The following is a 25,872-nucleotide window of genomic DNA, read 5'->3' as shown; positions in this document are numbered from 1 at the left end:
GCCATGCTCAATACGCTGCGCAAGATCGTCCAGGAAGTTAACTCCGCCAAGGATCTCAAGGCGGCGTTGGGGATTATTGTGTTGCGCGTCAAGGAAGCCATGGGCAGCCAGGTCTGCTCGGTTTACCTGCTGGACCCAGAGACCAACCGTTTTGTGCTGATGGCCACCGAGGGCTTGAACAAGCGCTCGATCGGCAAGGTCAGCATGGCGCCCAATGAAGGTCTGGTGGGCCTGGTGGGGACGCGTGAAGAACCCCTGAACCTTGAAAACGCGGCCGATCACCCGCGTTATCGCTACTTTGCCGAAACCGGCGAAGAGCGCTACGCCTCGTTCCTCGGCGCACCGATCATTCACCACCGCCGCGTTGTCGGCGTGTTGGTCATCCAGCAAAAAGAACGCCGCCAGTTCGATGAAGGCGAAGAAGCCTTCCTCGTGACCATGAGCGCGCAGCTCGCCGGGGTTATTGCCCATGCTGAGGCGACGGGTTCGATTCGTGGTCTGGGCCGTCAGGGCAAGGGCATCCAGGAAGCCAAGTTCGTCGGCGTGCCAGGTTCGCCGGGCGCTGCGGTCGGTACGGCCGTGGTCATGCTGCCGCCAGCCGACCTGGATGTGGTGCCGGACAAGACCGTCGATGACATCGACGCTGAAATCAAACTGTTCAAGACTGCCCTGGAAGGCGTGCGCGCCGACATGCGCAACCTGTCGACCAAGCTGGCCACGCAACTGCGCCCCGAAGAGCGCGCGCTGTTCGACGTGTACCAGATGATGCTCGACGACGCGTCCCTGGGTAACGAAGTCAAAACCGTGATCAAGACCGGCCAGTGGGCCCAGGGCGCGTTGCGCCAGGTGGTCACCGATCACGTCAACCGTTTCGAACTGATGGACGACGCCTACCTGCGTGAGCGCGCCTCGGATGTGCGCGACCTCGGCCGCCGTCTGCTGGCCTACTTGCAGGAAGACCGCACCACCAACCTGGTCTACCCCGACAACACCATCCTGATCAGTGAAGAACTGACCGCCACCATGCTCGGCGAAGTACCAGAGGGCAAGTTGGTGGGTTTGGTGTCGGTACTGGGTTCGGGTAACTCCCACGTCGCGATCCTGGCTCGGGCCATGGGTATTCCGACGGTAATGGGCCTGGTGGACCTGCCGTATTCCAAGGTCGACGGCATCGACATGATCGTCGACGGCCATCGTGGCGAAGTCTTTACCAACCCCAGCGAGCTGCTGCGCAAGCAATACGCCGAGGTGGTGGAAGAAGAGAAGCAACTGGCGCTGGGCCTCGATTCGCTGCGCGAGCTGCCATGCGTCACCCTCGATGGCCACCGTGTGCCGCTGCTGGTCAACACCGGCTTGCTGGCCGATGTGGCCCGAGCGCAACAGCGCGGCGCTGAAGGTGTGGGGCTGTACCGCACCGAAGTGCCGTTCATGATCAACCAACGTTTCCCGAGTGAGAAGGAGCAGCTGGCGATTTATCGCGAGCAACTGTCCGCCTTCCACCCGTTGCCGGTGACGATGCGCAGCCTGGACATCGGCGGCGACAAGTCACTGTCGTATTTCCCGATCAAGGAAGACAACCCCTTCCTTGGCTGGCGCGGTATTCGTGTAACCCTCGACCACCCTGAAATTTTCCTCGTCCAGACCCGCGCCATGCTCAAGGCCAGCGAAGGCCTGAACAACCTGCGTATCCTGCTGCCGATGATCTCCGGCACGCACGAGCTGGAAGAAGCGCTGCACCTGATCCACCGCGCCTGGGGCGAAGTACGCGACGAAGGCGCCGACGTGCCGATGCCACCGATTGGCGTGATGATCGAAATTCCGGCGGCGGTGTACCAGGCCAAAGAACTGGCGCGGCAAGTGGACTTCCTCTCGGTCGGCTCCAACGACCTGACCCAGTACCTGCTGGCCGTGGACCGCAACAACCCACGGGTGGCCGACCTCTACGATTACCTGCACCCGGCAGTGCTGCAAGCCCTGCAGCATGTGGTGCGCGACGCCCATGCCGAAGGCAAGCCGGTGAGCATCTGCGGTGAAATGGCCGGCGACCCGGCGGCAGCGGTGCTGTTGATGGCAATGGGCTTTGATAGCCTGTCGATGAACGCCACCAACTTGCCGAAGGTGAAGTGGATGTTGCGTCAGGTTGAGCTGAGCATGGCCAAGGACCTGCTGGCCGAGTTGATGACCATCGACAACCCGCAAGTTATCCACAGCTCGCTGCAACTGGCGCTGAAGAACCTGGGGCTGACGCGAATGATCAACCCGGCTTCTGCAAAAACCCTCTAGACCGCTATCGCAGGCAAGCCAGCTCCCACATTTGACTGTGTTCACAGTTCAAAATGTGGGAGCTGGCTTGCCTGCGATGACGGCAGCCCAAGCGCCATCAAATGTTCAGTTCGACCTCTCCCAGCCGCCCACCCAGTGGCCCAAAGCTGCGCTCCACCATCTGCCGCGTCCCATCGGCATTCACAATCAACGCCGTACTCGCCCGCGTCCCATAACTGGGGCTGGCGATAAACACGCTGGAGAGCAGGCTTTCGGTCGCCAAGCCCACGCCGGTGTCCGGCAAGTCGGCAAATGGTGCGGTCTGCGGGTCGCTCAAGATTTCCAGCAAGGCCTGCGGCTGTGGGTGTTCCAGCAATTCACCCAACGCCGCCCTGGCCTTGAGCAATTTGGGCCAGGGCGTATTCAGGCCGGCATTCGACAGGCCATAAACCCCAGCCTCCAACCGCGTCGGCTCGGTCTCATTGGCGTTGTAATGCCACAGCTCATCCCGCGTGCCTACCAGCAGGTTAAAACCGGAGTATTCAATCGAACGGCCGTTAACATCGGCCAAATATTCGTCAATTGGCAGCGATCCACTGAGAAATCGCGCCACCAACTCCCCTCGGGACTTACGTGCAGGCGGCTGGTGCGGGTCGCGAATATTGGTCAGGGCAGCAAACCGCCCCTCGGCGTTCACCCCAAGCCAGGTGCCACCGGCTTCCTGGTCGCGACCAGCGTAGACATGTGGCGCATCCGGCCACTGAGCCAGCGGCAGGCTGGGGCGGGCGTAGAACTCATCACGGTTGGCCGCGACGATCAGCGGCTGGGCGTGGCCCGGCCGCCAGGCGAAAACAATCAGGCACATAAGGCGTTCCCTTTGTGTTTTGTTCACTCTACCCATACAGCGGATGGCTATCCATCGTATCGAAGTTGGGCCGAGCGCCTTCCATCCGTTAACATGCCGGGCTATTGGGCGTGTCTAACCTTCTTAATTTGAAATTGCGGCTGTAACGCAGGCTTAATCCCACACCGGCATGGTCCGGTGCGCCATGACTAATGATTTAACGAGGAGTCGCAATGCTGCCTTACCCGCAGATCAACCCGGTGGCCGTGGCCATCGGTCCGCTGCAAATCCATTGGTACGGGTTGATGTACCTGATCGGCATCGGCGGTGCCTGGCTGCTGGCTTCCCGGCGCCTGAACCGTTTCGACCCGACCTGGACCAAGGAGAAGCTCTCCGACATGGTGTTCTGGATGTCGATGGGCGTGATCGTCGGCGGACGCCTGGGGTATGTGCTGTTCTACGATCTTCCGGCCTATATCGCCAACCCGACGCTGATTTTCGAAGTGTGGAAGGGCGGCATGGCGTTCCACGGTGGCTTTGTCGGCGTGATGATTGCCGCATGGTGGTTCGGCCGCCGCAACGGCAAGTCGTTCTTCCAACTGATGGACTTCGTCGCACCGTTCGTGCCGATTGGCCTGGGTGCCGGGCGTATCGGTAACTTCATCAATGCCGAGTTGTGGGGCAAGCCGACCGACGTGCCGTGGGCCATGGTGTTCCCACCCTTCAGCGACCCGGCGCAACTGCCACGCCACCCGTCGCAGCTCTACCAGTTCGCTCTGGAAGGTGTGGCACTGTTCCTGATTCTTTATATCTTCTCGCGCAAGCCACGCCCAACCATGGCGGTTTCCGGCATGTTTGCGTTGTTCTACGGGATCTTCCGCTTCATCGTCGAGTTCGTCCGCGTGCCGGATGCACAGCTGGGCTACCTGGCGTGGGGCTGGTTGACCATGGGGCAAATTCTCAGCATGCCGATGATCCTGGCGGGCCTGGGCCTGCTGTGGTGGGCTTACAATCGCCCGCAAGGCATCAAGAACGCCGCGCTTTAAATTCGAATGCCGAGGCTTTTGCGAGCCTCGGCTTCTTTGATACGGGTAAAAACATGAAGCAATATCTCGAACTACTGAACGACGTCGTGACCAATGGATTGACCAAGGGCGATCGCACCGGCACCGGCACCAAAGCCGTGTTTGCCCGTCAGTATCGGCATAACTTGGCCGACGGCTTCCCGCTGCTGACCACCAAGAAGCTTCATTTCAAAAGCATCGCCAACGAATTGATCTGGATGTTGAGCGGCAATACCAACATCCAGTGGCTGAACGAAAACGGCGTGAAAATCTGGGACGAATGGGCCACCGAAGACGGCGACCTCGGCCCGGTGTACGGCGAGCAGTGGACCGCCTGGCCAACCAAGGACGGCGGCACCATCAACCAGATCGACTACATGGTCGACACGTTGAAGAACAACCCCAACAGCCGTCGCATCCTGTTCCACGGCTGGAACGTCGAATACCTGCCGGACGAAACCAAGAGCCCGCAGGAAAACGCGCGCAACGGCAAGCAAGCCCTGCCGCCGTGCCACCTGCTGTACCAGGCGTTTGTGCATGACGGCCATCTGTCGATGCAGTTGTACATCCGCAGCTCCGACGTATTCCTCGGCCTGCCGTACAACACCGCCGCGCTGGCGTTGCTGACCCATATGCTGGCCCAGCAATGCGACCTGATCCCGCACGAGATCATCGTCACCACCGGCGACACCCATGCCTATAGCAACCATATGGAACAGATCCGTACGCAGCTGGCGCGCACGCCGAAGAAGCTGCCGGAACTGGTAATCAAGCGTAAGCCGGCGTCGATTTACGACTACAAGTTCGAAGATTTCGAGATTGTGGGCTACGACGCCGATCCGAGCATCAAGGCTGACGTCGCCATCTAAAGACCGCCTCGGTCAAAAATGTGGCAACTGGCTTATGTGGGAGCTGGCTTGCCTGCGATAGCGAAGTATCAGGCGATACAAATGCCTCTGATCCACCGCTATCGCAGGCAAGCCAGCTCCCACAGTTGTTTTGTATACACCTTAATGCCCGTGGCTTCTGCCCACATGCGAAGGCTCAGCCTCGCTGGCCGCCACACTGCCGCTGACCTCCAGCCGCTGCAAAATCCCGCACTGGTCCAGATCCGGCCCACCGCCGCAGCGTTGGCGCAGGTCGAGCAATTGCGCCTGCAACGCCAACAGCCCATCGATCCGCGCTTTCACATGGTGGATATGCTCGTCGATCAACGCATTCACACTCTCGCACTGGTCCTGCGGGCTGTCGCGCAGCCCCAGCAGGCTGCGGATTTCTTCAAGCGTCATGTCCAGGCTGCGGCAGTTGCGGATAAAGATCAGCCGCTCGGTGTGCGCCTGGGTGTACACGCGATAATTGGCATCGGTGCGCGCCGGGGGCGGCAGCAGGCCTTCTTTTTCGTAATAACGGATGGTTTCCACCTGACAATCGGTCAGTTTGGCCAATTCACCGATCTTCATCGCAGCAATCTCCAAATGGGTGCTTGACCCTATAGTGGCTACAGGGTCTTTACTTGGCAACAGGCACCTTTACGGACGCGACAGAATGAGCGATTCCATCCACACCCCGAAAAAACATGATCACAAGCACGACCATGATCATGACCATAGCCACGAACATAGCCACGACCACGGCGCCACGCTGACCCCGGTCAAAAAACATGAGCATGGCAGCCATGGCGATTCCTGCTGTTCCAGCAAGGTAGCGCCTGCTGTGGTTACGCTCAGCGAAGCGCCGACGGCCGGCTCGCGCCTGAGCACTTTCCGCATCGAAGCCATGGACTGCCCCACCGAACAGACGCTGATCCAGAACAAACTGGGCAAGCTTGCCGGTGTGCAGCAGCTGGAATTCAACCTGATCAACCGCATCCTCGGCGTCACCCATGACCTGCCGAGCACTGCGCCGATCATCGCGGCGATCAAATCCATCGGCATGCAAGCCGACCCTATCGAAGAGGGGACACCTGCTGCCGCGCCGCCTGCCAAGAAACATTGGTGGCCGTTGGCGGTGTCGGGCGTAGGTGCATTGGGCGCCGAAGTGTTGCATTTCACGGGCGTGGCACCGACCTGGGTAATTGCCTTGGTGGCGCTGGTATCGATCCTCAGCGGCGGCCTCACCACCTATAAAAAGGGCTGGATCGCCCTGAAAAACCTCAACCTGAACATCAACGCGCTGATGAGTATCGCGGTAACTGGTGCGATCCTGATCGGCCAGTGGCCGGAAGCGGCCATGGTGATGTTCCTGTTTACGGTGGCCGAGTTGATCGAAGCCAAGTCTCTGGACCGTGCGCGTAATGCCATCAGCGGCCTGATGCAAATGACGCCGGAACAGGCCACGGTGCAGCAGGCCGATGGTTCGTGGCTTGAACAGGAGGTAAAAAGTATTGAATTGGGCGCGATCGTGCGGGTAAAACCCGGCGAACGCATAGGCCTGGACGGTGAAGTTACTGCCGGCCAATCCACCATCGATCAGGCGCCGATCACCGGCGAAAGCCTGCCGATTGAAAAAACCGTAGGCGATAAGGTCTTCGCCGGCACCATCAACCAGGCCGGTTCCCTTGAGTACAAGGTCACCGCAGCGGCGAACAATTCGACCCTGGCGCGCATCATTCACGCGGTGGAACAGGCCCAGGGCGCACGGGCGCCGACCCAGCGCTTTGTCGACAGCTTCTCGAAGGTCTACACCCCGGCAGTCTTCCTGTTTGCCTTGGGCGTGGCGATTATCCCACCGTTGTTCATGGCCGGCGTGTGGTTCGACTGGATCTACCGCGCCCTCGTATTGCTGGTGGTCGCGTGCCCATGCGCCCTGGTGATTTCCACCCCGGTGACCATCGTCAGCGGCCTGGCGGCTGCGGCGCGCAAAGGCATCCTGATCAAGGGCGGCGTGTACCTGGAGGGTGGTTACAAGCTCGACTACCTGGCCCTCGACAAGACCGGCACCATCACCCACGGTAAACCGGTGCAAACCGATTACCTGGCGCTGTTCCCCAACGTCGAAGACAGCGCACCCGCCTTGGCGGCCAGCCTGGCCGGGCGCTCCGACCACCCGGTGTCGCTGGCCATCGCCAAGGCAGCTGTGGATAAAAACTTGCCAAGCCACGTTGTGGATAACTTCGAGGCCTTGCCAGGTCGCGGTGTGCGTGGCGACATCAACGGCGAAACCTACCACTTGGGCAACCACCGTCTGGTGGAAGACCTGGGCCTGTGCTCGCCGGCGCTGGAAGAAAAGCTGTTCGCCCTGGAAAAACAAGGCAAGTCCGTGGTGTTGCTGCTCGACAAGTCCGGCCCGCTGGCGTTGTTCGCCGTGGCTGACACGGTAAAAGACAGCAGCCGCGAAGCCATCCAGCAACTGCACGCGCTGGGCATCAAGACCCTGATGCTCACCGGCGACAACACCCACACCGCCCAGGCGATTGCGGCGCAGGTTGGCATCGATCAGGCCCAGGGCGATCTGTTGCCCACCGACAAGCTGCAAGCCATTGAAACCCTCTACGGCCAAGGCCGCCGGGTAGGCATGGTCGGCGACGGCATCAACGACGCCCCGGCCCTGGCCCGCGCCGAAATCGGCTTTGCCATGGCCGCAGCCGGCACTGACACGGCAATCGAGACTGCCGACGTGGCGCTGATGGACGATGATCTGCGCAAGATTCCGGCATTCATTCGTCTGTCGCGGCAAACGTCGAGTATCCTCAAGCAGAACATCGCCCTGGCGTTGGTGATCAAGGCGATCTTCCTGGCAGTCACCTTCCTGGGCATGGCGACCATGTGGATGGCGGTGTTCGCGGACATGGGCGTGAGCCTGCTGGTGGTATTCAACGGTCTGCGCCTGTTGCGCAAATAGAGGATGAGAGGGCGGTGTGCTGAGTGCTGAGTTAAAGGCGTTTTTTATGGTCGCCCGCCTGGGCAGCATTACCCAGGCGGCGAAAAAACTCGGCTTGAGCCAGCCCACCGTCACCACCCAGATTCGCAACCTGGAAAGCCAATACGGCGTTGAACTGTTCTACCGCGGCGGGCGGCGCCTCACCGTCAGTGACGACGGCGCGCGCCTGCTGCCGATGGTCAAGGCGCTGTTGCAGCAAGAGGCCGATATCGAGTTTTTCCTGCGCAATACTGGCCAGGTCCAGGGCGCTTTGAGGATTGCCGCCACGGCGCCGTATTACATCCTCGATCTGGTCAAAGCCTTTCGCGAACGCCTGCCCCATGTGGACGTCTCGGTGGAAATCGGCAATTCCCAACAAGTGCTCGAAGCACTGGACGATTACCGCGTCGATGTCGCGGCCTCCTCGCAACTGCTCGAAGACCCACGCCTGATCCGCCGCGTGCTGGGCACCGACCCGCTGGTACTGGCGGTGCATCGCAATCATCCCCTGGCCAAGCTTGAACATGTGCCACTGAGTGCGCTGGCCGGGCATACGCTGCTGATGCGCGAAGCCGGTTCCACCACGCGGCGGTTGACTGAAGAGATGTTGCAGGGCGCCGGCGTGAGTTACGGGCCGTTGCTGGAAATCGGCAGCCGTGAGTCGATTCGCGAGGCGGTGCTGCGCAACATCGGCATCAGCATCATTGCCCGCCAGGAAGTGCCCCATGACCCACAACTGCGGGTGCTGACCATCGAGAATGCACCGCAGATTCCCGAGTATTTGTACTGCCTCAAAGAGCGCAAAGGCGCGCGGTTGCCGGCGGCGTTTCTGGGGTTGGCGCAGGAAATGTCGCCGCTCTGATCGTTCCCACGCTCCGCGTGGGAATGCCGCCCTGGACGCTCCGCGTCTGCGCTTGAATGTCGTGACGCGGAGCGTCACAAGATGCATTCCCACGCAGAGCGTGGGAACGATCGCCTTACACCCAAATCCACCAATACCACTATCACTGCCTTTTGCCTTTCTGCCACAAGAGGGACGCATTGCCCGCCTAGCATGGCCTTCATCAGTTTGATGAGGTGCCTTGCATGAACACAGCCCTGACCCAACCCGGTGCGCCAATGAAGGTGCGCGGTATCCAGAAACGCTTCGGCGCATTCACCGCGCTGGACAACGTGTCCCTGGAGGTCGCGGCCGGCGAGCTGGTGTGCCTGCTAGGCCCGTCCGGCTGCGGCAAAACCACCTTGCTGCGCTGTATCGCCGGCCTGGAGCGCCAGGACAGCGGTGAGCTTTACCTGGGCAAACGCGATGTTTCCTTGCTACCGCCGCAGGCGCGGGACTACGGCATTCTGTTCCAGTCTTACGCGCTGTTTCCCAACCTGACCGTCGAAGCGAACATCGGCTACGGCCTCACCGGCAGTGGTCGCGACGAAGTGCGCAAGCGCGTCGGGCAGATGCTCGAACTGGTCGGCCTGGTCGGCAGTGAAAAAAAGTACCCCGGCCAACTCTCCGGCGGCCAACAACAGCGCGTGGCCCTGGCCCGTGCCCTGGCGCCGGCGCCGTCATTGCTGTTGCTGGACGAACCCATGTCGGCCCTCGACGCCCGCGTGCGTGAGCATCTGTGTACCGAGCTGCGCCAATTGCAACGGCGCCTGGGCATCACCACGCTGATGGTCACCCACAACCAGGACGAGGCCATGCTGATGGCCGACCGTATTGCCGTGATGAACAACGGCAAGGTCGAGCAGTACGCCACGCCCCAGGAAATCTACGACCGCCCGGCCACGCCGTTTGTGGCGGAATTTGTCGGCCAGGGCAACTGGCTGCCGTTCAGCCGCAGCAGCGACAGTCATGCCCAAGTCGGCGGCCTGCACATGCGCCTGGATGACAGCGCCAGCAAAGCCAAGTCCGGCCGCTTGTTCTGCCGCCCGGAAGCCATCAGCGTCAACCCGCTGGTGCATGAAGAAAACCTGTTCCCGGCCAAGGTCCGCGAGATCACTTTCCTCGGCAACCGCTGCCGCATGAGCTTTGAGCTGGAGCAATTGCCTGGCCACCCGCTGTTGGCCGAACTGGCCCCCGAAGCCATGCCGCGCCTGGGCGCGCAGGATATCTGGGTGGCTTTGCCGCCGCGCAGCCTGCAGGTGTTTGCCTGAGATGGCTGCCGATATGAGTCTGCCGATACCCGACCACGTGGCTCGCCATGTTTCCCGCGCTGAGCTTGGCGACCGCATTTTTGTGGTCGGCGGCAAACTGCTTTGGTTACTCCTGTTGGGCATTGCGGTGTTGTTGCCGTTGCTGGCGATCTTCTGGCGCGGCTTCAGCAGCGAAGCCGGGCAGGGCGGCGGGCTGGTCGCGGCGCGGGAGCTGGTAACCAGCGCCAACTTTCATTGGTTGTTGGGCAATAGCCTGAAAGTGTCCCTCAGTGTGGCGGCCATCGTCGTACCGCTGGCCTACCTGTTTGCCTACGCACTGCAACGCACGCTGATTCCCGGCAAGCCGATCTGGCGCGGCCTGTCGCTGCTGCCATTGATGGCCCCGTCGATGTTGCCGGGTATTGCGCTGGTCTATCTGTTCGGCAACCAGGGCATGTTGCGTGGTTTGCTCTCGGACAATATCTACGGCTTCTGGGGCATTGTGCTGGGTGAAGTGATCTACACCTTCCCACATGCCCTGATGATTCTGCTGTCGGCGCTGTCCCTGGCGGATGCGCGCCTGTTCGATGCCGCCTCCAGCATGGGCGCCAGCCCGGCCCGAGCGTTTCGCAGCATTACCTGGCCGGCCACGCGTCAGGCGGTATTCGCGGCGTTTTGCCTGGTGTTCACCCTGACCATCACCGACTTCGGCGTGCCCGTGGTGGTGGGTGGCGATTATCAGGTGTTGGCGCTGGAAGCCTACAAGGCGGTGGTCGGCCAGCAACAGTTCGGTCGCGGCGCCTTGATCGGCATGGTGTTGCTGCTGCCGGCGCTGTTCAGCTTTGCTGTGGATGCCTGGCTGCGCCGTCGTCATGGCGACGCCATGAGCGGCCGCGCCCAAGTGTTCCAGCCGGCGCCGTCGCGCTTAAGAGATGGCTGCTACCTGGCGATTGTGTTGTTGATCTGCGCCGTGTTGCTGCTGGTGTTCGGCATGGCGGTGTACTCCTCGCTGGTGAAGTTCTGGCCCTACAACCTGTCTTTGTCGCTCAATCACTACCAGTTTGAAGACACGGCCGGCGGCGGCTGGCTGGCCTATCGCAACAGCCTGACCATGGCCCTGTGCACCGCGCTGATCGGCAGTGTGCTGATCTTCACCGGCGCCTACCTGATGGAGAAGACCAAGGGCCAGAAAGGCCTGAACCTGGCGCTGCGCATGCTCAGCTTTGTGCCGATGGCTGTGCCGGGCTTGGTGCTGGGCCTGGGTTACGTGTTCTTCTTCAACCTCAACGGCAACCCGCTGCATGTGTTCTACGGCACCATGACGTTGCTGGTGGTGTGCACCATTGCGCACTACCTGACCACCGCGCAAATGACTGCAACCACCGCGCTGCGCCAGTTGGATGCCGAGTTCGAAGCTGCCGCGCTGTCCCTCAAGGCGCCGCTGTACCGCCACTATCTGCGTGTCACCGTGCCGATCTGCCTGCCCGCGCTGCTGGATATCGTGCGCTACCTGTTTGTGTCGGCGATGACCACCGTGTCCGCCGCGATCTTCCTCTACAGCCCCGACACCATCCTCGCCGCCGTCGCCGTGTTGAACATGGACGACGCCGGCAATGTGGGCGGCGCTGCGGCCATGTCGACCCTGATCCTGTTCACGTCGGCCGGCGTCTCGCTGCTGCTGGCGTGGGCCTCACGTGGCGCTTTACGCCGCTCTCAAGCCTGGCGCCAAACCGCGCCCGGCCAATAAAAGTCCCTGAAGGAGGTGCTCCATGTTCAAGCCCTTGGCCCTGGCCGCTGCTCTACTCAGCGCATTCAGCCTGAATGCCTTTGCCGCCAAAACCGAGTTGACGGTGTACACGGCCCTCGAAGCCGAGCAGTTGAAGACCTACAAACAGGCCTTCGAAAAAGCCAACCCGGATATCGATATCAAGTGGGTGCGCGACTCCACCGGCATCATCACTGCCAAACTGCTGGCCGAAAAAGCCCGCCCGCAGGCGGATGTGGTGTGGGGGCTGGCTGCCTCCAGCCTGGCGATTCTCGATCAGCAAGGCATGCTGGATAGCTACGCGCCCAAGGACTTGGACAAGATCGGCAAAAACTACCGTGACGCCGCCAACCCACCGGCCTGGGTCGGCATGGACGTGTGGGCTGCGACCATCTGCTTCAACACTGTCGAAGCCGAGAAACAAGGCCTGACCAAGCCGGTGAGCTGGCAAGACCTGACCAAGCCTGAGTACAAGGGCAAGATCGTGATGCCCAACCCGGCGTCGTCCGGCACCGGTTTCCTGGATGTGAGCGCCTGGCTGCAGACCTTCGGCGAGAAGCAGGGCTGGCAGTACATGGACGACCTGCACCAGAACATCGGCCAGTACGTTCACTCCGGCTCCAAGCCGTGCAAGCTGGCGGCTTCCGGGGAATTCCCGATTGGTATTTCGTTTGAGTACCCGGCCGTGCAGCTCAAACGCCAAGGCGCGCCGCTGGACATTATCTTGCCCAAAGAAGGCTTGGGCTGGGACATCGAAGCGACTGCCGTGATCAAGGGCACTGCTCACGCCGATGCGGCCAAAAAACTTGCCGACTTCTCCGCCAGCCCCGCTGCGATGGAGCTGTACAAGGACAACTTTGCCGTCCTCGCCCAGCCGGGTATCGCCAAGCCGCAGACCGAATTGCCGGCTGATTACGAACAACGCTTGATCAAGAACGACTTCGCCTGGGCCTCGAAAAACCGCGACAGCATCCTGACCGAATGGCGCAAGCGTTATGACGGAAAGTCGGAGAAGCAGTAACTGATCATCGTTCCCACGCTCCGCGTGGGAATGCTGCCCTGGACGCTCCGCGTCCGCTCTTGGAAGTCGTGACGCAAAGCGTCACTGGATGCATTCCCACGCAGAGCGTGGGAACGAGAGGAACACATGAGTAGCGATCTGTTAATCATCGGCGCCGGCATCCTCGGCCTGTCCCACGCCTACGCCGCCGCCAAACGCGGCCTAAAGGTCAAGGTCTTCGAGCGCAGCGCCACACCGCTGGGGGCCTCCGTGCGCAACTTCGGCCAGGCACTGGTCACCGGCCAACCCCCCGGGCCGATGCTTGATCTGGCGCAGGAAAGCCGTGATATCTGGGCGCACTGGGCACAGGTGGCCGGTATCCAGCTCAAGCGCAACGGCTCCTACCTGTTCGCCCGCACCGAAGCCGAAGAACATCTGCTGGAAGCCTTCTGCGCTGGCCGGGCGCAAGAACACGACTACAACGTCGAGCTGTTGCAAGGCGCGGCGATGAAAGACCTGTACGGCGGCCAGTTTCGCCATCACCGTGCCGCGCTGCATGGCAAGGATGATCAGCAACTGTATTCGCGCGAAGCGATCCCGGCGCTGATCAATTACCTGGCCCAGGAATTGAAGGTGCAGTTCTATTTCTCCACGCTGGTGCGCGACGTTGAGCCTGGTCAAGTACACACTACAGCGGGCAGCTTTCGCGGTGAGCAGGTCATCGTATGCTCCGGTCATGACTACCAAACCTTGTTGGCGGAGTCGATTGCCGGGCTCAACCCGAGCATCTGTCGCCTGCAAATGCTGCGCGCCCGGCCTGCGCTCAACCTGAACCTGCAACACGCATTGCTCACGGGCCTTAGTTGCGTGCACTACGGCGCGTTTGCCGACCTGCCGGAAGCTGCGCCAGTGCAGGCGCAGATCCTGCGCGAAGCGCCGCATTTGCAAGAGCACGGCATTCACTTGCTGATCAGCCCGACGCCCCATGGCGAGCTGATCATCGGCGACTCCCACGATTACGGCAGCGATGCATCACCGTTCAATGCCGAGCAAGTTGATGACTGGCTGATCGAGCTGGCGGAGCAGACGCTGGGCTGCAAAATCCAGGTGGTGGAACGCTGGCAGGGTGTGTATGGCTCACGCGGCCCGGCGCCGTTTTCATTCCTGCGTGCGGCGCCGGGCGTGAGCGCGGCGTTGATGCACTCCGGCGTAGGCATGAGCGTTGGCCCGGCGATGGCCGAGCGAAATATCACAGCATTGTGGGGAGACGCATCATGAATCCGGAACAGGCAATCGCCGAAGTCTTCGGCTTATACGAACAGCACGGCGCGGCCGATTACATCGGTGAGCCGGTGTCGCAGATCGAACATATGTCCCAGGCTGCGCAGCTCGCTATGGCCGAAGGCTTCGACGATGAGGTGGTGCTGGCGGCGTTTTTCCACGACATAGGGCATCTCTGCGGGCAGGGCGGTGAGAACATGGGCGGCTATGGCGTGGTCAGCCACGAACGCCTGGGTGCGGACTATTTGCGCCGCGCAGGCTTCAGCGAGCGCATGGCCAAACTGGTGGAGTACCACGTGCAAGCCAAACGCTACCTGACCTTCAGCCAGCCGGACTACTGCGCGCGCTTGAGTGAAGCCAGCCGCCGTACCCTGGGTTACCAGGGCGGTGTGATGACGGCCGAAGAGGCTCGGGCTTTTGAGCAAGATCCGCTTTGCGAGGTCAGCCTGCGCCTGCGTGATTGGGATGAGCAGGCCAAGCAAATGCACGTGCCTGTACTGGACTTGGAGGTATTAAAGTTCAAGGCTCGGCGGCTACTGACGTTGCCTTCATAAGAATGGCGTGATTCCGACCGATGACACGGACGCAGCGCATGGAGTCAATGTCCACGCACTCTGTAAGGTACGCCCTCTGATTAAGGGAGCGATTTAGATGCGTTATTTGAGAGTTGCCGTGAAGGATCAAAGTGCTAATGCTTTGGCGGATACCGTGGACCTTCTGTTTTTTCAACGCACGCCAAAGCTGCCGGATGAGCTGGTGCGCCAGGCCACAGCTGTCGACTTATCTGCGGATGGCCTGGTCGATTACCAGATCACCGGTGACATCGACGGCAATGGTGTCTCGGGGGAGAGGGACAGGGCGTTACTCAAGGATTTTGCCAATGCTGTATTGAAAGTGAATTGGCTCTGCCGTCCACCCATGCCCAACCGCTCGATCAACTTTTATGTGAGCCGTTTCACCGTCGCAGGCGACCCCGCCGAAGTTCGCTTGGATCTCTATCAGAACGAAAAACCCATGATTGAAAAACAGCGGCTGAAGTTCAGCGTCACCGCGTGCGATAGCCTCGGCATGGGCGTAATGCAACTGGATGACGAAGCGCTGCCTCTTGAGCTGTTCGACACCATGGATCTAAAGGCACTGCAATCAATGGCCAATCTGTATCTGAAGTTCAACTGGCGTTAAGGGGCGACACATGTCGAGCCTTCTTACAGCGGGCATCGACTGTGTGCGCTGGTGAGCGCACGAGGCATGAATTAGCTTTTCAGGAAACCTCCATGCGCTATTCACCCTTGCGATAACACCCCGGTGATATGGAACGCCGCCTATGACTTTGATAGTGACGGGGCGTTGGAGTGGAATATTCACTTCGATATTAACCGTGACGGCGTCACCAATGACGTCGACAAGGGCTTGGTGCAAGTGCTCGCCGATACGGTTTTGAAGTTCAATTGGTTTACTGACGACGAGGGATGTCCAGTATGAAGCGAGAGTCTGTGATGCGTTACTTGAAAGCCACCGCTCAGGACAGAAGCGGTAATGGCAAACCCGACATGGCGGTGTTGCAGTTTTTTCAGCGGGCCGACAACGACCCTGACGAGCTGGTGCATGAAGCCGTGGCCGTGGATATTACGGCTGACGGTGCTGCCGATATCCTGCTACCCGGCGATATCAACGCTGATGGCTATAAATCAGCGGAAGACAAAGTGTTGCTCAAGGCCTTTGTCGATACCTTTTTGAAGCAAGGCTGGTTTAACCCCGGCGATACCTGGCGGCGTTACTTGACGATGCACGTCAGTCACTGGGCGAAAGATGGTGTGCCCAATGCGATCAAGCTGAATTTTTACCAGTGCTGTTCACTACAGGGTAAACGCGCGCTGGTGTACAGCGCGGCTGGTTATGACGGCGACAGTGATGGGGTTCTGGAGTCATTTACCAACAGTGACTTGGATCGGGATGTTGTTGCTGACCACCGCGACAAACTTGCGATTAAGGTCTTGTGCAACGCTTTCCTCGCATTCGACTGGCATACACAACCCATCAAGACGGCTTAACCTCAGCCTCATTGAGTTTGGTCGCCAAGACTTCGACCTGCTCTTGGCGCTCGGCTTGGCTCAGCTTGGCGTGAGGGTTGAGCGACGACCATTGCGGATGGGCGCGCGCCTTATACAGCGCATCCGGCAACTTGCCTTCACGCCAGGTTTTGTCCTGCGGCGAGTCGACCTTGATGCTGTGCATCGCCGCATGGCCGCGCAGGTTCAGGGCCTTGAGCAATTGACGTTGGCGCAGGGCGAGCAGGCGCAGCACGCTGTCGTCGACGGTCAGCTCGCGCTGGCCCTTGAGCTTGCCCAGCAGGCGGCTGCCGTAACTGCGTGCAGTTTGCAGTGCGCCACCGGCAATGGCACCGGCGAGGGCGGCGGCGCCGAGGGTGAGACCGCCGACCAGCAGGTCCACACCCGCACCGGCTGCCGCGCCTGCGGCGATCCCGCCGCCGACCCGAACGCCGAGTTGTTTGAGGGTTTCGGGGTTGAACAGGTCATCGCCCCAGCGGCCATCCAGCAAGGGCAGGTCGCTGGCCGCGGCGTCCTGTGGTCGAAAACCGAATAGCTTGAGCAACGCCTCTACGCATTTCTGTTCGCGCTGGCGCACGGCTTTGCGCAAATCTGCGATGGCTTGCTGCTCATCTTCGGTGACCACACTGCGCCGGCATGCGGCGCAGTCGATCAATAATTCGGCGATCAAGCGCGCAGCGCTTTGCTGACGGGCCTGGCGTTGGGCTTGCTGATCGAGGATCAGGCGTTCCAATTGCGGCCGTGAGTTTTCCAGCAGCAGTGCCAGGCTTTCATACAAGCGGCGTTCGCCGTCTTCCGGCGGCGCCACGCTGTCGAAACGCACCAGCGCATGCAGGCCGAGGCGGGCCAGGGCTTCGCGCCAGTCCGGCTCGCGGTGGTCGTTGCTGCTGACGAAGTTGAGCACCGGCAGCAATGGCTTGCCGCAACTGGCCAGCACTTGCAGCTCGTCGCGGTACTTGGCCAGCACTGGTTCGCGGGCGTCGATCACGTACAAACCGGCGTCCGAGGCCAGCAGTTGCCGCAGCACTTTGGCCTCCTGTTCAAAACGCTGGCGGGCTTCGCTGCCTTCCAGGAACCGCGCCAGGCGAGCCGGGCCATCGAGGCGTTCGCCGGGTCGGTCCAGGCGTTCCAGGTAATCAAGCAACGCGATGGCATCTTCCAGGCCGGGCGTGTCGTACAGCTCCAGCAAGGCTTCGCCATCGACCGACAAACGCGCGCCTTCCACATGACGGGTGGTGCTGGGGCGATGGGAGACTTCGCCAAAGCCCACATCACGGGTCAACGTGCGCAGCAGCGAGGTTTTGCCGACGTTGGTGTGGCCGACCACGGCGAGCTTCAGCGGTTTAGTCATGACCGGTCTCCAGCCAGTTCAGCGGCGCACAGTCGGCGAACGGCAGCTCCAGCTGTTGCAGCGCGGCGTGCCAGTCGCCCAAGCGCTCGGCGTCCAGCGCCTGGCCGGGTGGCGCCTGCAACAGCCATACGCGGGTGGCAGTGGCGCTGCGGGCCAGCTCGGCGATCAACGCCAGGCTGCCACGATCCGGCGAGCGGCGCGGGTCACAGGCGATGGCCAGGCGTGCGGGCGGGAAGCGCGTGAGTTGTTCCAGCAGTTTGTTGCGCGATTCGCGGCTGTCGAGGATGCCAGCATTCTTGACGCTGCTTGGCAGCTTGGGCGGCCACGGGTGCTGATCGTCGAGTTCGATGGCCACCAGCAGGGCGCCGTGGCTTTCCAGTTCGCTGATGCCGCCTGTGACGTGATGCAACTGCTCGGGCGCGGCGTCATTCACGCCAAGTCGCTCGCTGCTCGGCATCAGGCGTTCGCGTAATTGGCTGTAGCCGGGCAGGTTGAGGTCCAGGCGCAATGCCGCGCGGCCGCGTTTCCAGCGCCACAGGCACAGCAGCGCGAGGAGCAATCGGGGCAGCAGGCCGTAAACCAGCAGCACGCCTACCAGCCACGCGGCCCAGGCCTGGCGGGCGCTTTCGATATTCAGGGCCGAGTCGCCGCTGGCGCGGATCATCTCCACCGTCGGCACATTAAAACCCAGCAAGGCGGGCAGGCTGCCGAGGGCTTGGGTGACGGCGACAAAAGTATCGGCGCCGAGGATGGTGGTTTCCCACACAAAACCGTAGCGCCGCGTGGCCAGCAGTGTCAGCAGAATCACCAAGGCGCTGAGCAATGCCAACAACCACAGGCTGTTGACCAGCACACCCACGGCCCAACGGTTGAGTTTCTGGCGCTGCAACAACAGCAACAAGGCTGGCGCCAATTGCGCGGCTTTGGCATCCCGGGCAAGTTTTTCGCTGAGCCACAACCACAGCCGCCCGAGGCTGGCGCTGTGTTCACCGGCAAACAGCAAGCCCAAGGCCCAGCTGATTAACAGGATCAGGTTCAAGCCGAGCAGGCTGCCCAAGGCCCAGAACACGTTCACCGGCGTCAGGCCGTTGCCCAAGGCGGCAAAGGCCAGCCCGGCGCCACTGATAACCGCGACCACCGCCAGCAGCACCAACGCCAAACGAGCGCCTTGCAGCCAGCGGGTGAGGGCGGCGGTCAGCCCATCGCGCTCGGCCAGGTGCAGGGCGCGCTGTTGGATGCGCGTCGCCAGGTCGCCACCGGCCGTGCGCGCCAGGCGGTTGGCTTCCAGGTCTTCCAAGGGGCCTGCGTGTTCTTCGCGCAGGCGCACGGTTTCGGTCAGCCAAAGTGTATGCAGCGGGTTCAGAGCAGTCACGCGCCGTCCTGTTGAGCAAGTGAGCTTGGAGCATAACCGCAGACTCGTGGCTCTGGTATTCTCGTCGGCATGAAAAAAACTCTCCCTTTAAGCCTGATCGCAGCCCTTGGTGAAAACCGGGTGATCGGCGTCGACAACAGCATGCCCTGGCATTTGCCGGGGGATTTTAAATATTTCAAGGCCACCACGCTCGGCAAGCCGATCATCATGGGGCGCAAGACCTGGGATTCCCTGGGCCGACCGTTGCCGGGGCGCTTGAACATTGTGGTCAGCCGTCAGACCGGCTTGGCGCTGGAAGGTGCGGAAGTTTTTCCGTCACTGGACGCGGCGGTTGAGCGGGCTGAAGCCTGGGCGCTGGAACAGGGCGTGGATGAGCTGATGCTGATCGGCGGTGCGCAGCTGTATGCGCAGGGGCTGGCGCAGGCGGATCGCCTGTATTTGACGCGGGTGGCGTTGAGCCCGGAAGGCGATGCATGGTTTCCGGCGTTTGATTTGAACCAGTGGAAGTTGGTGTCGAACGTCGAGAACCTGGCTGAAGGCGATAAGCCTGCCTACAACTTCGAAGTCTGGGAAAAAGCTTAAAAGCATCGCAGGCAAGCCAGCTCCCACAGTTGACCGATTTCTCCTGAGGAAACCGATTCAAGTGTGGGAGCTGGCTTACCTGCGATAGCGGTCTATCAGACCTGCGCTAATTCAGCATGCTCATCAGCATCCAGCAGCGCTTTATCCGTCTGCCCCATGATCTGGCTGGTAATCGCCCCGGCCGTCATCGAACCATTCACGTTCAACGCCGTGCGGCCCATGTCGATCAGCGGCTCCACGGAAATCAGCAGTGCTACCAGTGACACCGGCAAGCCCATCGCCGGCAGCACGATCAGCGCGGCAAAGGTCGCACCACCGCCCACGCCTGCCACACCGGCCGAACTCAAGGTCACAATCGCCACCAGCGTCGCGATCCACAGCGGGTCCAGCGGGTTGATGCCCACGGTCGGTGCAACCATCACCGCCAGCATGGCTGGGTAGAGACCGGCGCAACCGTTCTGGCCGATCGTCGCGCCAAACGAGGCGGCAAACCCGGCGATGGACTGCGGGATCCCCAGACGGCGGGTCTGCGCTTCAATGCTCAGCGGAATGGCTGCCGCACTGGAACGACTGGTGAAGGCAAACGTCAGTACCGGCCACACCTTGCGGAAGAACCGCAGCGGGTTGATCCCGGCCAGCGACAGCAATAGGCCGTGAACCACAAACATCAGCCCCAGAGCCAGATAAGACACCACTACAAAACTGCCGAGCTTGATGATGTCTTGCAGGTTGGAGCCGGCGACTACCTTGGTCATCAGCGCCAGCACGCCGTAGGGCGTCAGCTTCATCACCAGGCGCACCAGGCGCATGACCCAGGCTTGCAGGGTGTCGATGGCGTTGAGCACTTTCTGGCCTTTTTCCACGTCATCCTTGAGCAGTTGCAGCGCGGCAACCCCCAGGAATGCAGCGAAAATCACCACGCTGATGATCGACGTCGGCTTGGCGCGGGCCAGGTCGGCAAACGGGTTGGCCGGTACGAACGACAGCAGCAACTGCGGGATATTCAGGTCGGCCACCTTGCCTGCGTAATCACTCTGGATCACTTGCAGGCGTGCCATCTCCTGGGTGCCCGCCACCAGACCTTCGGCGGTCAAGCCGAACAGATTGGTCAGGCCGATACCGATCAGCGCCGCAATCGCGGTGGTGAACAGCAGCGTGCCGATGGTCAAAAAGCTGATCTTGCCCAGGGACGAGGCGTTATGCAGGCGCGCCACGGCACTGAGGATCGAGGCGAACACCAGCGGGATCACGATCATTTGCAGCAGTTGCACGTAGCCATTGCCGACCAGATCAAACCAACTGATCGAGGCCTTCAGCACCGGGTTGCCGTCGCCATAAATGGTGTGCAACACCGTGCCGAACACCACGCCCAATACGAGGGCAAACAGCACCTTCTTGGCGAGGCTCCAGTTCGTGCGACGGGTTTGTGCCAGGCCCAGCAACAGGGCCACGAACACCAGTAAGTTGAGAATCAGGGGCAGATTCATTGAAGCTCCGTTGAGAAGGCAGCCAATCGCGTGAGCCTGCGATTGCGAACCGGGAAGCCTAACAGTTTGAAATATATTGATTTAATACCAATATGGAATGGCGACTGTCGTTTTTGGAATAAGCATTTGGCGCTCAGGCACATGCCCTTGGCGTTATCACGACGCAAGCGGTCGTGCTCGGGCGATAACTGTCATACAGATTTGTTAGCGTCGGTGTCTTTCACTCAGGGAGAAAACGCTTATGAAGCTCGCGCCAAAACTACTTGCCGCCGCCTTCTGCCTCGGCCTCGTCAGCCAGGCATTTGCCGCCACAGAGTTGAAACACTGGCCGGCGCCGGCCGCCGAGCAACTGAACAAGATGATCGCCGCCAACGCCAACAAGGGTAACTTCGCGGTGTTCGACATGGACAACACCAGTTACCGCTACGACCTCGAAGAGTCCTTGCTGCCCTACATGGAAAACAAGGGCCTGATCACCCGCGAGAGCATGGACCCATCGCTGAAGCTGATGCCGTTCAAGGACACCGCCGACCACAAGGAAAGCCTGTTCAGCTACTACTACCGCCTTTGCGAAGTCGACGACATGGTCTGCTACCCATGGGTTGCGCAGATTTTCTCGGGCTTCACCCTCAAGGAACTCAAGGTCCAGGTGGACGAGCTGATGGCTTCCGGCAAGCCGGTGCCGGTCACCTACTTTGAAGGCGATGTGGTGAAGAAGTCTGAGGTGCAGCCGCCGAAAGTCTTCACCGGCCAGGCTGAGCTGTACAACAAGCTGATGGAAAACGGCATCGAGGTGTATGTGATGACCGCCGCCTCCGAGGAGTTGGTGCGTATGGTCGCCGCCGATCCGAAGTACGGCTACAACGTCAAACCCGAGAACGTCATCGGCGTGAGCACCTTGCTCAAGGATCGCAAGACCGGCGAACTGACCACTGCGCGTAAGCAGATCACTGCGGGCAAATATGACGAGAAGGCCAACCTCGGCCTGGAACTGACGCCGTACTTATGGACCCCGGCAACCTGGATGGCCGGCAAGCACGCAGCGATCCTGACCTACATCGACGAGTGGAAAAAACCGGTGATCGTCGGCGGTGACACACCGACCAGCGACGGTTACATGCTATTCCACGATGTGGACGTGGCCAAGGGTGGCATTCACTTGTGGATCAACCGCAAGGACAAATACATGACCCAGCTCAACGGCATGATGGCCAAGCACGCGGCTGCTCAGGCCAAGGAAGGCTTGCCGGTGACGGCGGACAAGAACTGGGTGATCGTCAAGCCGGACGAAATCCAGTAACGCGGTCAGTGTGGGAGCTGGCTTGCCTGCGATAGCGATCGGTCAGGCTCAGAGAGGCAAGCTGACACGCCGCCATCGCAGGCAAGCCAGCTCCCACAGTTGATCTCTGTTGTCTGGGGAGTTTTATTCAGGCAAAAAAATGCCCCGCACGTGGCGGGGCTTTTTTATGCGCGGGGCTTACAGGCCGTCGAGCATCGCCTTGTTACGCACAGCACCTTTGTCGGCACTGGTGGCCAGCAGGGCGTAAGCCTTCAACGCGGTGGTGACTTTGCGCGGACGCTTCTCCACCGGTTTCCAGCCTTTCTTGTCCTGCTCAACCCGGCGTGCCGCCAGTTCTTCGTCGCTGATCAACAGGTTGATCGAGCGGTTCGGAATGTCGATCAGCACCTTGTCGCCGTCCTGCACCAGACCAATCGCGCCACCGGCAGCGGCTTCTGGCGAAGCGTGGCCGATCGAGAGGCCCGAGGTGCCGCCAGAAAAGCGGCCGTCGGTCAGCAAGGCGCAAGCTTTGCCCAGGCCTTTGGATTTCAGGTAAGACGTCGGGTAGAGCATCTCCTGCATACCCGGGCCGCCTTTCGGGCCTTCGTAGCGGATGATCACGATGTCGCCTTCTTTCACTTCGTCGGCGAGGATGCCGCGTACCGAGCTGTCCTGGCTTTCGTAGATCTTGGCGCGGCCTTCGAACACGTGGATGGATTCATCCACACCGGCGGTTTTCACCACGCAGCCGTCCAGCGCGATGTTGCCGTACAGCACGGCCAGGCCGCCTTCTTGCGAGTAGGCGTGCTCGACACTGCGGATGCAGCCGTTTTCACGGTCGTCATCCAGGGTTTCCCAACGGGTCGACTGGCTGAACGCGGTCTGGGTCGGGATACCCGCCGGGCCAGCCTTGAAGAAGTGATGCACCGCTTCGTCGTCAGTCTGGGTGATGTCCCACTTGGCGATGCCTTCGGCCAGGGATTTGCTGTGCACAGTCGGCAGGTCGGTGTGCAACAGTCCGCCACGGGCCAGCGAGCCAAGAATCGAGAAGATCCCGCCGGCGCGGTGCACGTCTTCCATGTGGTACTTCTGGATATTCGGCGCGACTTTGCACAGTTGCGGCACATGACGGGACAGGCGGTCGATGTCGCGCAGGTCGAAGTCGATCTCGGCTTCTTGCGCTGCGGCCAGCAAGTGCAGGATGGTGTTGGTGGAACCGCCCATGGCGATGTCCAGGGTCATGGCGTTCTCGAACGCCTTGAAGTTGGCGATATTGCGCGGCAACACCGACTCATCGTTCTCGGTGTAGTAACGCTTGCACAGCTCGACGATGGTGCGGCCAGCCTGCAGGAACAGCTGTTCGCGGTCGCTGTGGGTGGCCAGGGTGGAACCGTTGCCCGGCAAGGCCAGGCCCAGGGCTTCGACCAGGCAGTTCATCGAGTTGGCGGTGAACATGCCGGAGCACGAACCGCAGGTCGGGCAGGCGCTGCGTTCGTATTCCGCGACCTTCTCGTCAGAAGCGCTGGAATCGGCGGCGATGACCATGGCGTCGACCAGGTCGAGGCCGTGGGAGGCGAGCTTGGTCTTGCCGGCTTCCATCGGGCCGCCGGAGACGAAGATCACCGGGATGTTCAGGCGCAGGGCGGCCATCAGCATGCCGGGGGTGATCTTGTCGCAGTTCGAGATGCAGACGATGGCGTCGGCGCAGTGGGCGTTGACCATGTATTCCACGGAGTCGGCAATGATCTCGCGGCTCGGCAGCGAATACAGCATGCCGTCATGGCCCATGGCGATGCCGTCATCCACGGCGATGGTGTTGAATTCCTTGGCGACGCCACCGGCGCGTTCGATCTCGCGGGCGACCAGCTGGCCCAGGTCCTTGAGGTGGACGTGGCCCGGTACGAACTGGGTAAAGGAGTTGGCAATCGCGATGATCGGCTTCTTGAAGTCGTCATCTTTCATCCCCGTGGCACGCCACAGTGCGCGCGCGCCGGCCATATTGCGGCCGTGGGTGGATGTTTTCGAGCGGTAATCTGGCATGGAGCACTCCGGGCGGCTAATCAAGTACTAAAGGGAAGTGAGCTTCTATTGACGTATGGAGCACTCAGAAAATGGCCGTGTGTCCAAACGTTGCCACTCGCGTCGCGGGATCGCCGCGTGCCTGGGCCTCGAGCTCATAAACCCGCCGGGGGATGACTGGCGATGAATAAGGCCGATTCTACACCGCTGGCGGCTGGAGGGAATGACCGTCTGTGGCGAGGGCGCTTGCTAGCGACCCACACGTGCATTCGCCACCCAACCCCACAGGCTGAAAACGATGAAGCTTACGGCGATGGTCATCAGCAAATGGTTGCCGGTCTGCGCGAGGGCGGCGCTGCTGATGGCCGCGGTCAGGAACATGATGCTGTTGCCCGCCGACGCCGCCGTGCCCGCGCTGCTGGAAAACAGCAGCATCGCCGCCGAAATCGCGGCAGGCCGCACAAGGGTGACGGCCAGGGCACTGATCAGCATCGGGATCAGCAGAGTCAGGGGGGTGATGGCCTCAACGCTGATAATCAGCGTTAACAAAATGCCGGCCACCAGCAGCAATCCCAGCCCGATATTGATTTGCCGGGACAGCGAGATGCGCTTCTGCAAGTACGATGCCGCGACGCCACCGAGCAGGTAGGCCACGCCGTACACCATCAACACCAGTGCGTATTGGTATTCGGACAGTTTCAACGCATCCATGAAAATCAGCGGCGTCACGCTGATCAAGGCGAAATAGCAGGCGAACACCAGCGCGGCGATCCACCAGTAGCGCAGGAAGTCGCGGTTGCCAGCGACGGCTCTGAGCGTACCGATGATTGATACCGGCGCGCGGTGCGGGCTGGCGGCCTTGGACGGCAGGATGCAGAGCGCATGGATCAACATGCCCAGTGCCATTAGCGCAAAGCCGTAGAAGCTGCCTTGCCAGTCGAAGGTGGTTTGCAGCCAGGAGCCGATCAGCGGCGAGAGCGCCACAAACGAACCGCTAAGGGTCATGTAATACAGGCGTACGCGGGCGCGGTCCTGTTCTTCGAACAGGTCTTCGACCAGCGCATGGCCCAGTACGAAAAAAACGCAGCCCATGGCCTGCACGCAGCGAAACAGCAGGAAGGTCAGGTAGTCGGACGCGAACGCGCAACCCATCGCGCCGAGGATCGACAGCGTAATGCAGCCGCTCAGCACTTCCTTGCGGCCCCATTTATCCGACAGCGGGCCTGCAATCAATTGGGAAATTGAAAACACCAGCGTGAACAGACTGATCGACAGTGCGATTTCTGCGGTAGGTGTGTCGAACCTGGCAGCCAGCGCAGGAAAAGAGGGCAGCAGAATGTTAATCGGGAAGAAACTGATCAGGGAAATGCAGGTGATGAGGATGAAGCGGGAGAGGTAGGGCCCAGACATTGTTTTTGTTTTCCGGAGTAATTCCAGAAACCGATACTAGTCTGCGAAATGTGGAATTCAATCAAAACCGTTGAAGGACGGTTTGTGTCGGAAAATGTG

21 protein-coding genes are annotated in these 25,872 nt (G+C 60.9%); 14 read left to right on the top strand and 7 right to left on the bottom strand.

The genetic code is table 11. From position 1 onward, the window contains the following. Nucleotides 1-3: 3 nt before the first annotated feature. Nucleotides 4-2,283, top strand: coding sequence for a phosphoenolpyruvate--protein phosphotransferase (gene ptsP, locus HU759_RS29015; RefSeq protein WP_017139499.1), 2,280 nt, complete (start codon nt 4-6; stop codon nt 2,281-2,283). A 97-nt stretch (nt 2,284-2,380) separates the two neighbouring features. On the opposite strand, the gene HU759_RS29010 is transcribed toward ptsP, so the two are convergent. Continuing rightward, nucleotides 2,381-3,127 carry an NRDE family protein gene (locus HU759_RS29010; RefSeq protein WP_170036782.1) on the bottom strand — a complete coding sequence of 249 codons (747 nt, stop codon included), beginning with the start codon at nt 3,125-3,127 and terminating at the stop codon, nt 2,381-2,383. Between the two features lie 212 nt (nt 3,128-3,339). Between HU759_RS29010 and lgt the strand changes: the two genes are divergently transcribed. Then, entirely contained in the window at nt 3,340-4,152 is an 813-nt protein-coding gene (lgt, locus tag HU759_RS29005) for a prolipoprotein diacylglyceryl transferase (protein WP_056857664.1), read from the top strand. 53 nt (nt 4,153-4,205) lie between these two features. Continuing rightward, nucleotides 4,206-5,039 carry a thymidylate synthase gene (locus HU759_RS29000; RefSeq protein ID WP_138452860.1) on the top strand — a complete coding sequence of 278 codons (834 nt, stop codon included), beginning with the start codon at nt 4,206-4,208 and terminating at the stop codon, nt 5,037-5,039. 141 nt (nt 5,040-5,180) lie between these two features. On the opposite strand, the gene cadR is transcribed toward HU759_RS29000, so the two are convergent. Beyond that, entirely contained in the window at nt 5,181-5,630 is a 450-nt protein-coding gene (gene cadR, locus HU759_RS28995; protein WP_017139495.1) for a Cd(II)/Pb(II)-responsive transcriptional regulator, read from the bottom strand. An 85-nt stretch (nt 5,631-5,715) separates the two neighbouring features. Between cadR and HU759_RS28990 the strand changes: the two genes are divergently transcribed. The 9 genes from HU759_RS28990 (at nt 5,716) to HU759_RS28950 (ending at nt 16,255) form a co-directional block, all read left to right on the top strand. Continuing rightward, a complete protein-coding gene (locus HU759_RS28990; RefSeq protein WP_138450121.1) occupies nt 5,716-8,010 on the top strand; it encodes a heavy metal translocating P-type ATPase in 2,295 nt (764 codons plus the stop codon). 16 nt (nt 8,011-8,026) lie between these two features. Continuing rightward, nucleotides 8,027-8,890 carry a LysR family transcriptional regulator gene (locus tag HU759_RS28985; protein ID WP_017139493.1) on the top strand — a complete coding sequence of 288 codons (864 nt, stop codon included), beginning with the start codon at nt 8,027-8,029 and terminating at the stop codon, nt 8,888-8,890. Nucleotides 8,891-9,114: 224 nt separating this feature from the next. Continuing rightward, nucleotides 9,115-10,179, top strand: coding sequence for a putative 2-aminoethylphosphonate ABC transporter ATP-binding protein (locus HU759_RS28980; RefSeq protein WP_170036784.1), 1,065 nt, complete (start codon nt 9,115-9,117; stop codon nt 10,177-10,179). A gap of 1 nt (nt 10,180) precedes the next feature. Next, nucleotides 10,181-11,905, top strand: coding sequence for a putative 2-aminoethylphosphonate ABC transporter permease subunit (locus HU759_RS28975; protein ID WP_170036786.1), 1,725 nt, complete (start codon nt 10,181-10,183; stop codon nt 11,903-11,905). 22 nt (nt 11,906-11,927) lie between these two features. Continuing rightward, a complete protein-coding gene (locus tag HU759_RS28970) occupies nt 11,928-12,944 on the top strand; it encodes a putative 2-aminoethylphosphonate ABC transporter substrate-binding protein (protein ID WP_017139490.1) in 1,017 nt (338 codons plus the stop codon). A gap of 126 nt (nt 12,945-13,070) precedes the next feature. Beyond that, on the top strand, nt 13,071-14,201 hold the full coding sequence (locus tag HU759_RS28965; protein WP_170036788.1) for a TIGR03364 family FAD-dependent oxidoreductase: 1,131 nt from the start codon (nt 13,071-13,073) through the stop codon (nt 14,199-14,201). Next, nucleotides 14,198-14,758 carry a phosphonate degradation HD-domain oxygenase gene (locus tag HU759_RS28960; RefSeq protein WP_017139488.1) on the top strand — a complete coding sequence of 187 codons (561 nt, stop codon included), beginning with the start codon at nt 14,198-14,200 and terminating at the stop codon, nt 14,756-14,758. The genes HU759_RS28965 and HU759_RS28960 overlap by 4 nt, the downstream gene beginning before the upstream one ends. A 97-nt stretch (nt 14,759-14,855) precedes the next feature. After that, complete coding sequence (locus HU759_RS28955; protein WP_017139487.1) at nt 14,856-15,386, top strand: hypothetical protein; 531 nt, start codon at nt 14,856-14,858, stop codon at nt 15,384-15,386. Nucleotides 15,387-15,700: 314 nt separating this feature from the next. Next, complete coding sequence (locus tag HU759_RS28950; protein ID WP_170036790.1) at nt 15,701-16,255, top strand: hypothetical protein; 555 nt, start codon at nt 15,701-15,703, stop codon at nt 16,253-16,255. On the opposite strand, the gene HU759_RS28945 is transcribed toward HU759_RS28950, so the two are convergent. Continuing rightward, nucleotides 16,242-17,624 carry a DUF3482 domain-containing protein gene (locus HU759_RS28945; RefSeq protein WP_170036792.1) on the bottom strand — a complete coding sequence of 461 codons (1,383 nt, stop codon included), beginning with the start codon at nt 17,622-17,624 and terminating at the stop codon, nt 16,242-16,244. The genes HU759_RS28950 and HU759_RS28945 overlap by 14 nt on opposite strands. Beyond that, complete coding sequence (locus tag HU759_RS28940) at nt 17,617-18,996, bottom strand: DUF2868 domain-containing protein (RefSeq protein WP_170036794.1); 1,380 nt, start codon at nt 18,994-18,996, stop codon at nt 17,617-17,619. The genes HU759_RS28945 and HU759_RS28940 overlap by 8 nt, the downstream gene beginning before the upstream one ends. Nucleotides 18,997-19,065: 69 nt before the next feature. Between HU759_RS28940 and HU759_RS28935 the strand changes: the two genes are divergently transcribed. Next, the gene (locus HU759_RS28935) at nt 19,066-19,578 is read left to right on the top strand and encodes a dihydrofolate reductase (RefSeq protein ID WP_017139482.1); all 513 of its coding nucleotides are present in this window, start codon (nt 19,066-19,068) and stop codon (nt 19,576-19,578) included. Nucleotides 19,579-19,673: 95 nt separating this feature from the next. Here the strand turns inward: HU759_RS28935 and HU759_RS28930 are convergent, their stop codons facing one another. Beyond that, entirely contained in the window at nt 19,674-21,065 is a 1,392-nt protein-coding gene (locus tag HU759_RS28930) for an L-cystine transporter (protein WP_017139481.1), read from the bottom strand. 241 nt (nt 21,066-21,306) lie between these two features. On the opposite strand from HU759_RS28930, the gene HU759_RS28925 reads away from it, so the two are divergent. Further along, a complete protein-coding gene (locus tag HU759_RS28925; RefSeq protein ID WP_017139480.1) occupies nt 21,307-22,365 on the top strand; it encodes a hypothetical protein in 1,059 nt (352 codons plus the stop codon). A gap of 177 nt (nt 22,366-22,542) precedes the next feature. Here HU759_RS28925 and ilvD read toward each other — a convergent pair whose 3' ends face one another. Together ilvD and HU759_RS28915 are read right to left on the bottom strand one after the other, a co-directional pair. Next, nucleotides 22,543-24,384, bottom strand: coding sequence for a dihydroxy-acid dehydratase (ilvD, locus tag HU759_RS28920; protein ID WP_017139479.1), 1,842 nt, complete (start codon nt 24,382-24,384; stop codon nt 22,543-22,545). A 228-nt stretch (nt 24,385-24,612) separates the two neighbouring features. Next, a complete protein-coding gene (locus HU759_RS28915) occupies nt 24,613-25,773 on the bottom strand; it encodes an MFS transporter (protein WP_170036796.1) in 1,161 nt (386 codons plus the stop codon). Nucleotides 25,774-25,872: the final 99 nt, after the last annotated feature.

Origin of the sequence: Pseudomonas sp. OE 28.3 (genome assembly GCF_014268205.2) — a bacterium.
GTDB lineage: Bacteria > Pseudomonadota > Gammaproteobacteria > Pseudomonadales > Pseudomonadaceae > Aquipseudomonas > Aquipseudomonas edaphica.
The sequence above is the reverse complement of the archived record's forward strand: the minus strand, read 5'-3'. Positions and strand labels throughout refer to the sequence as shown.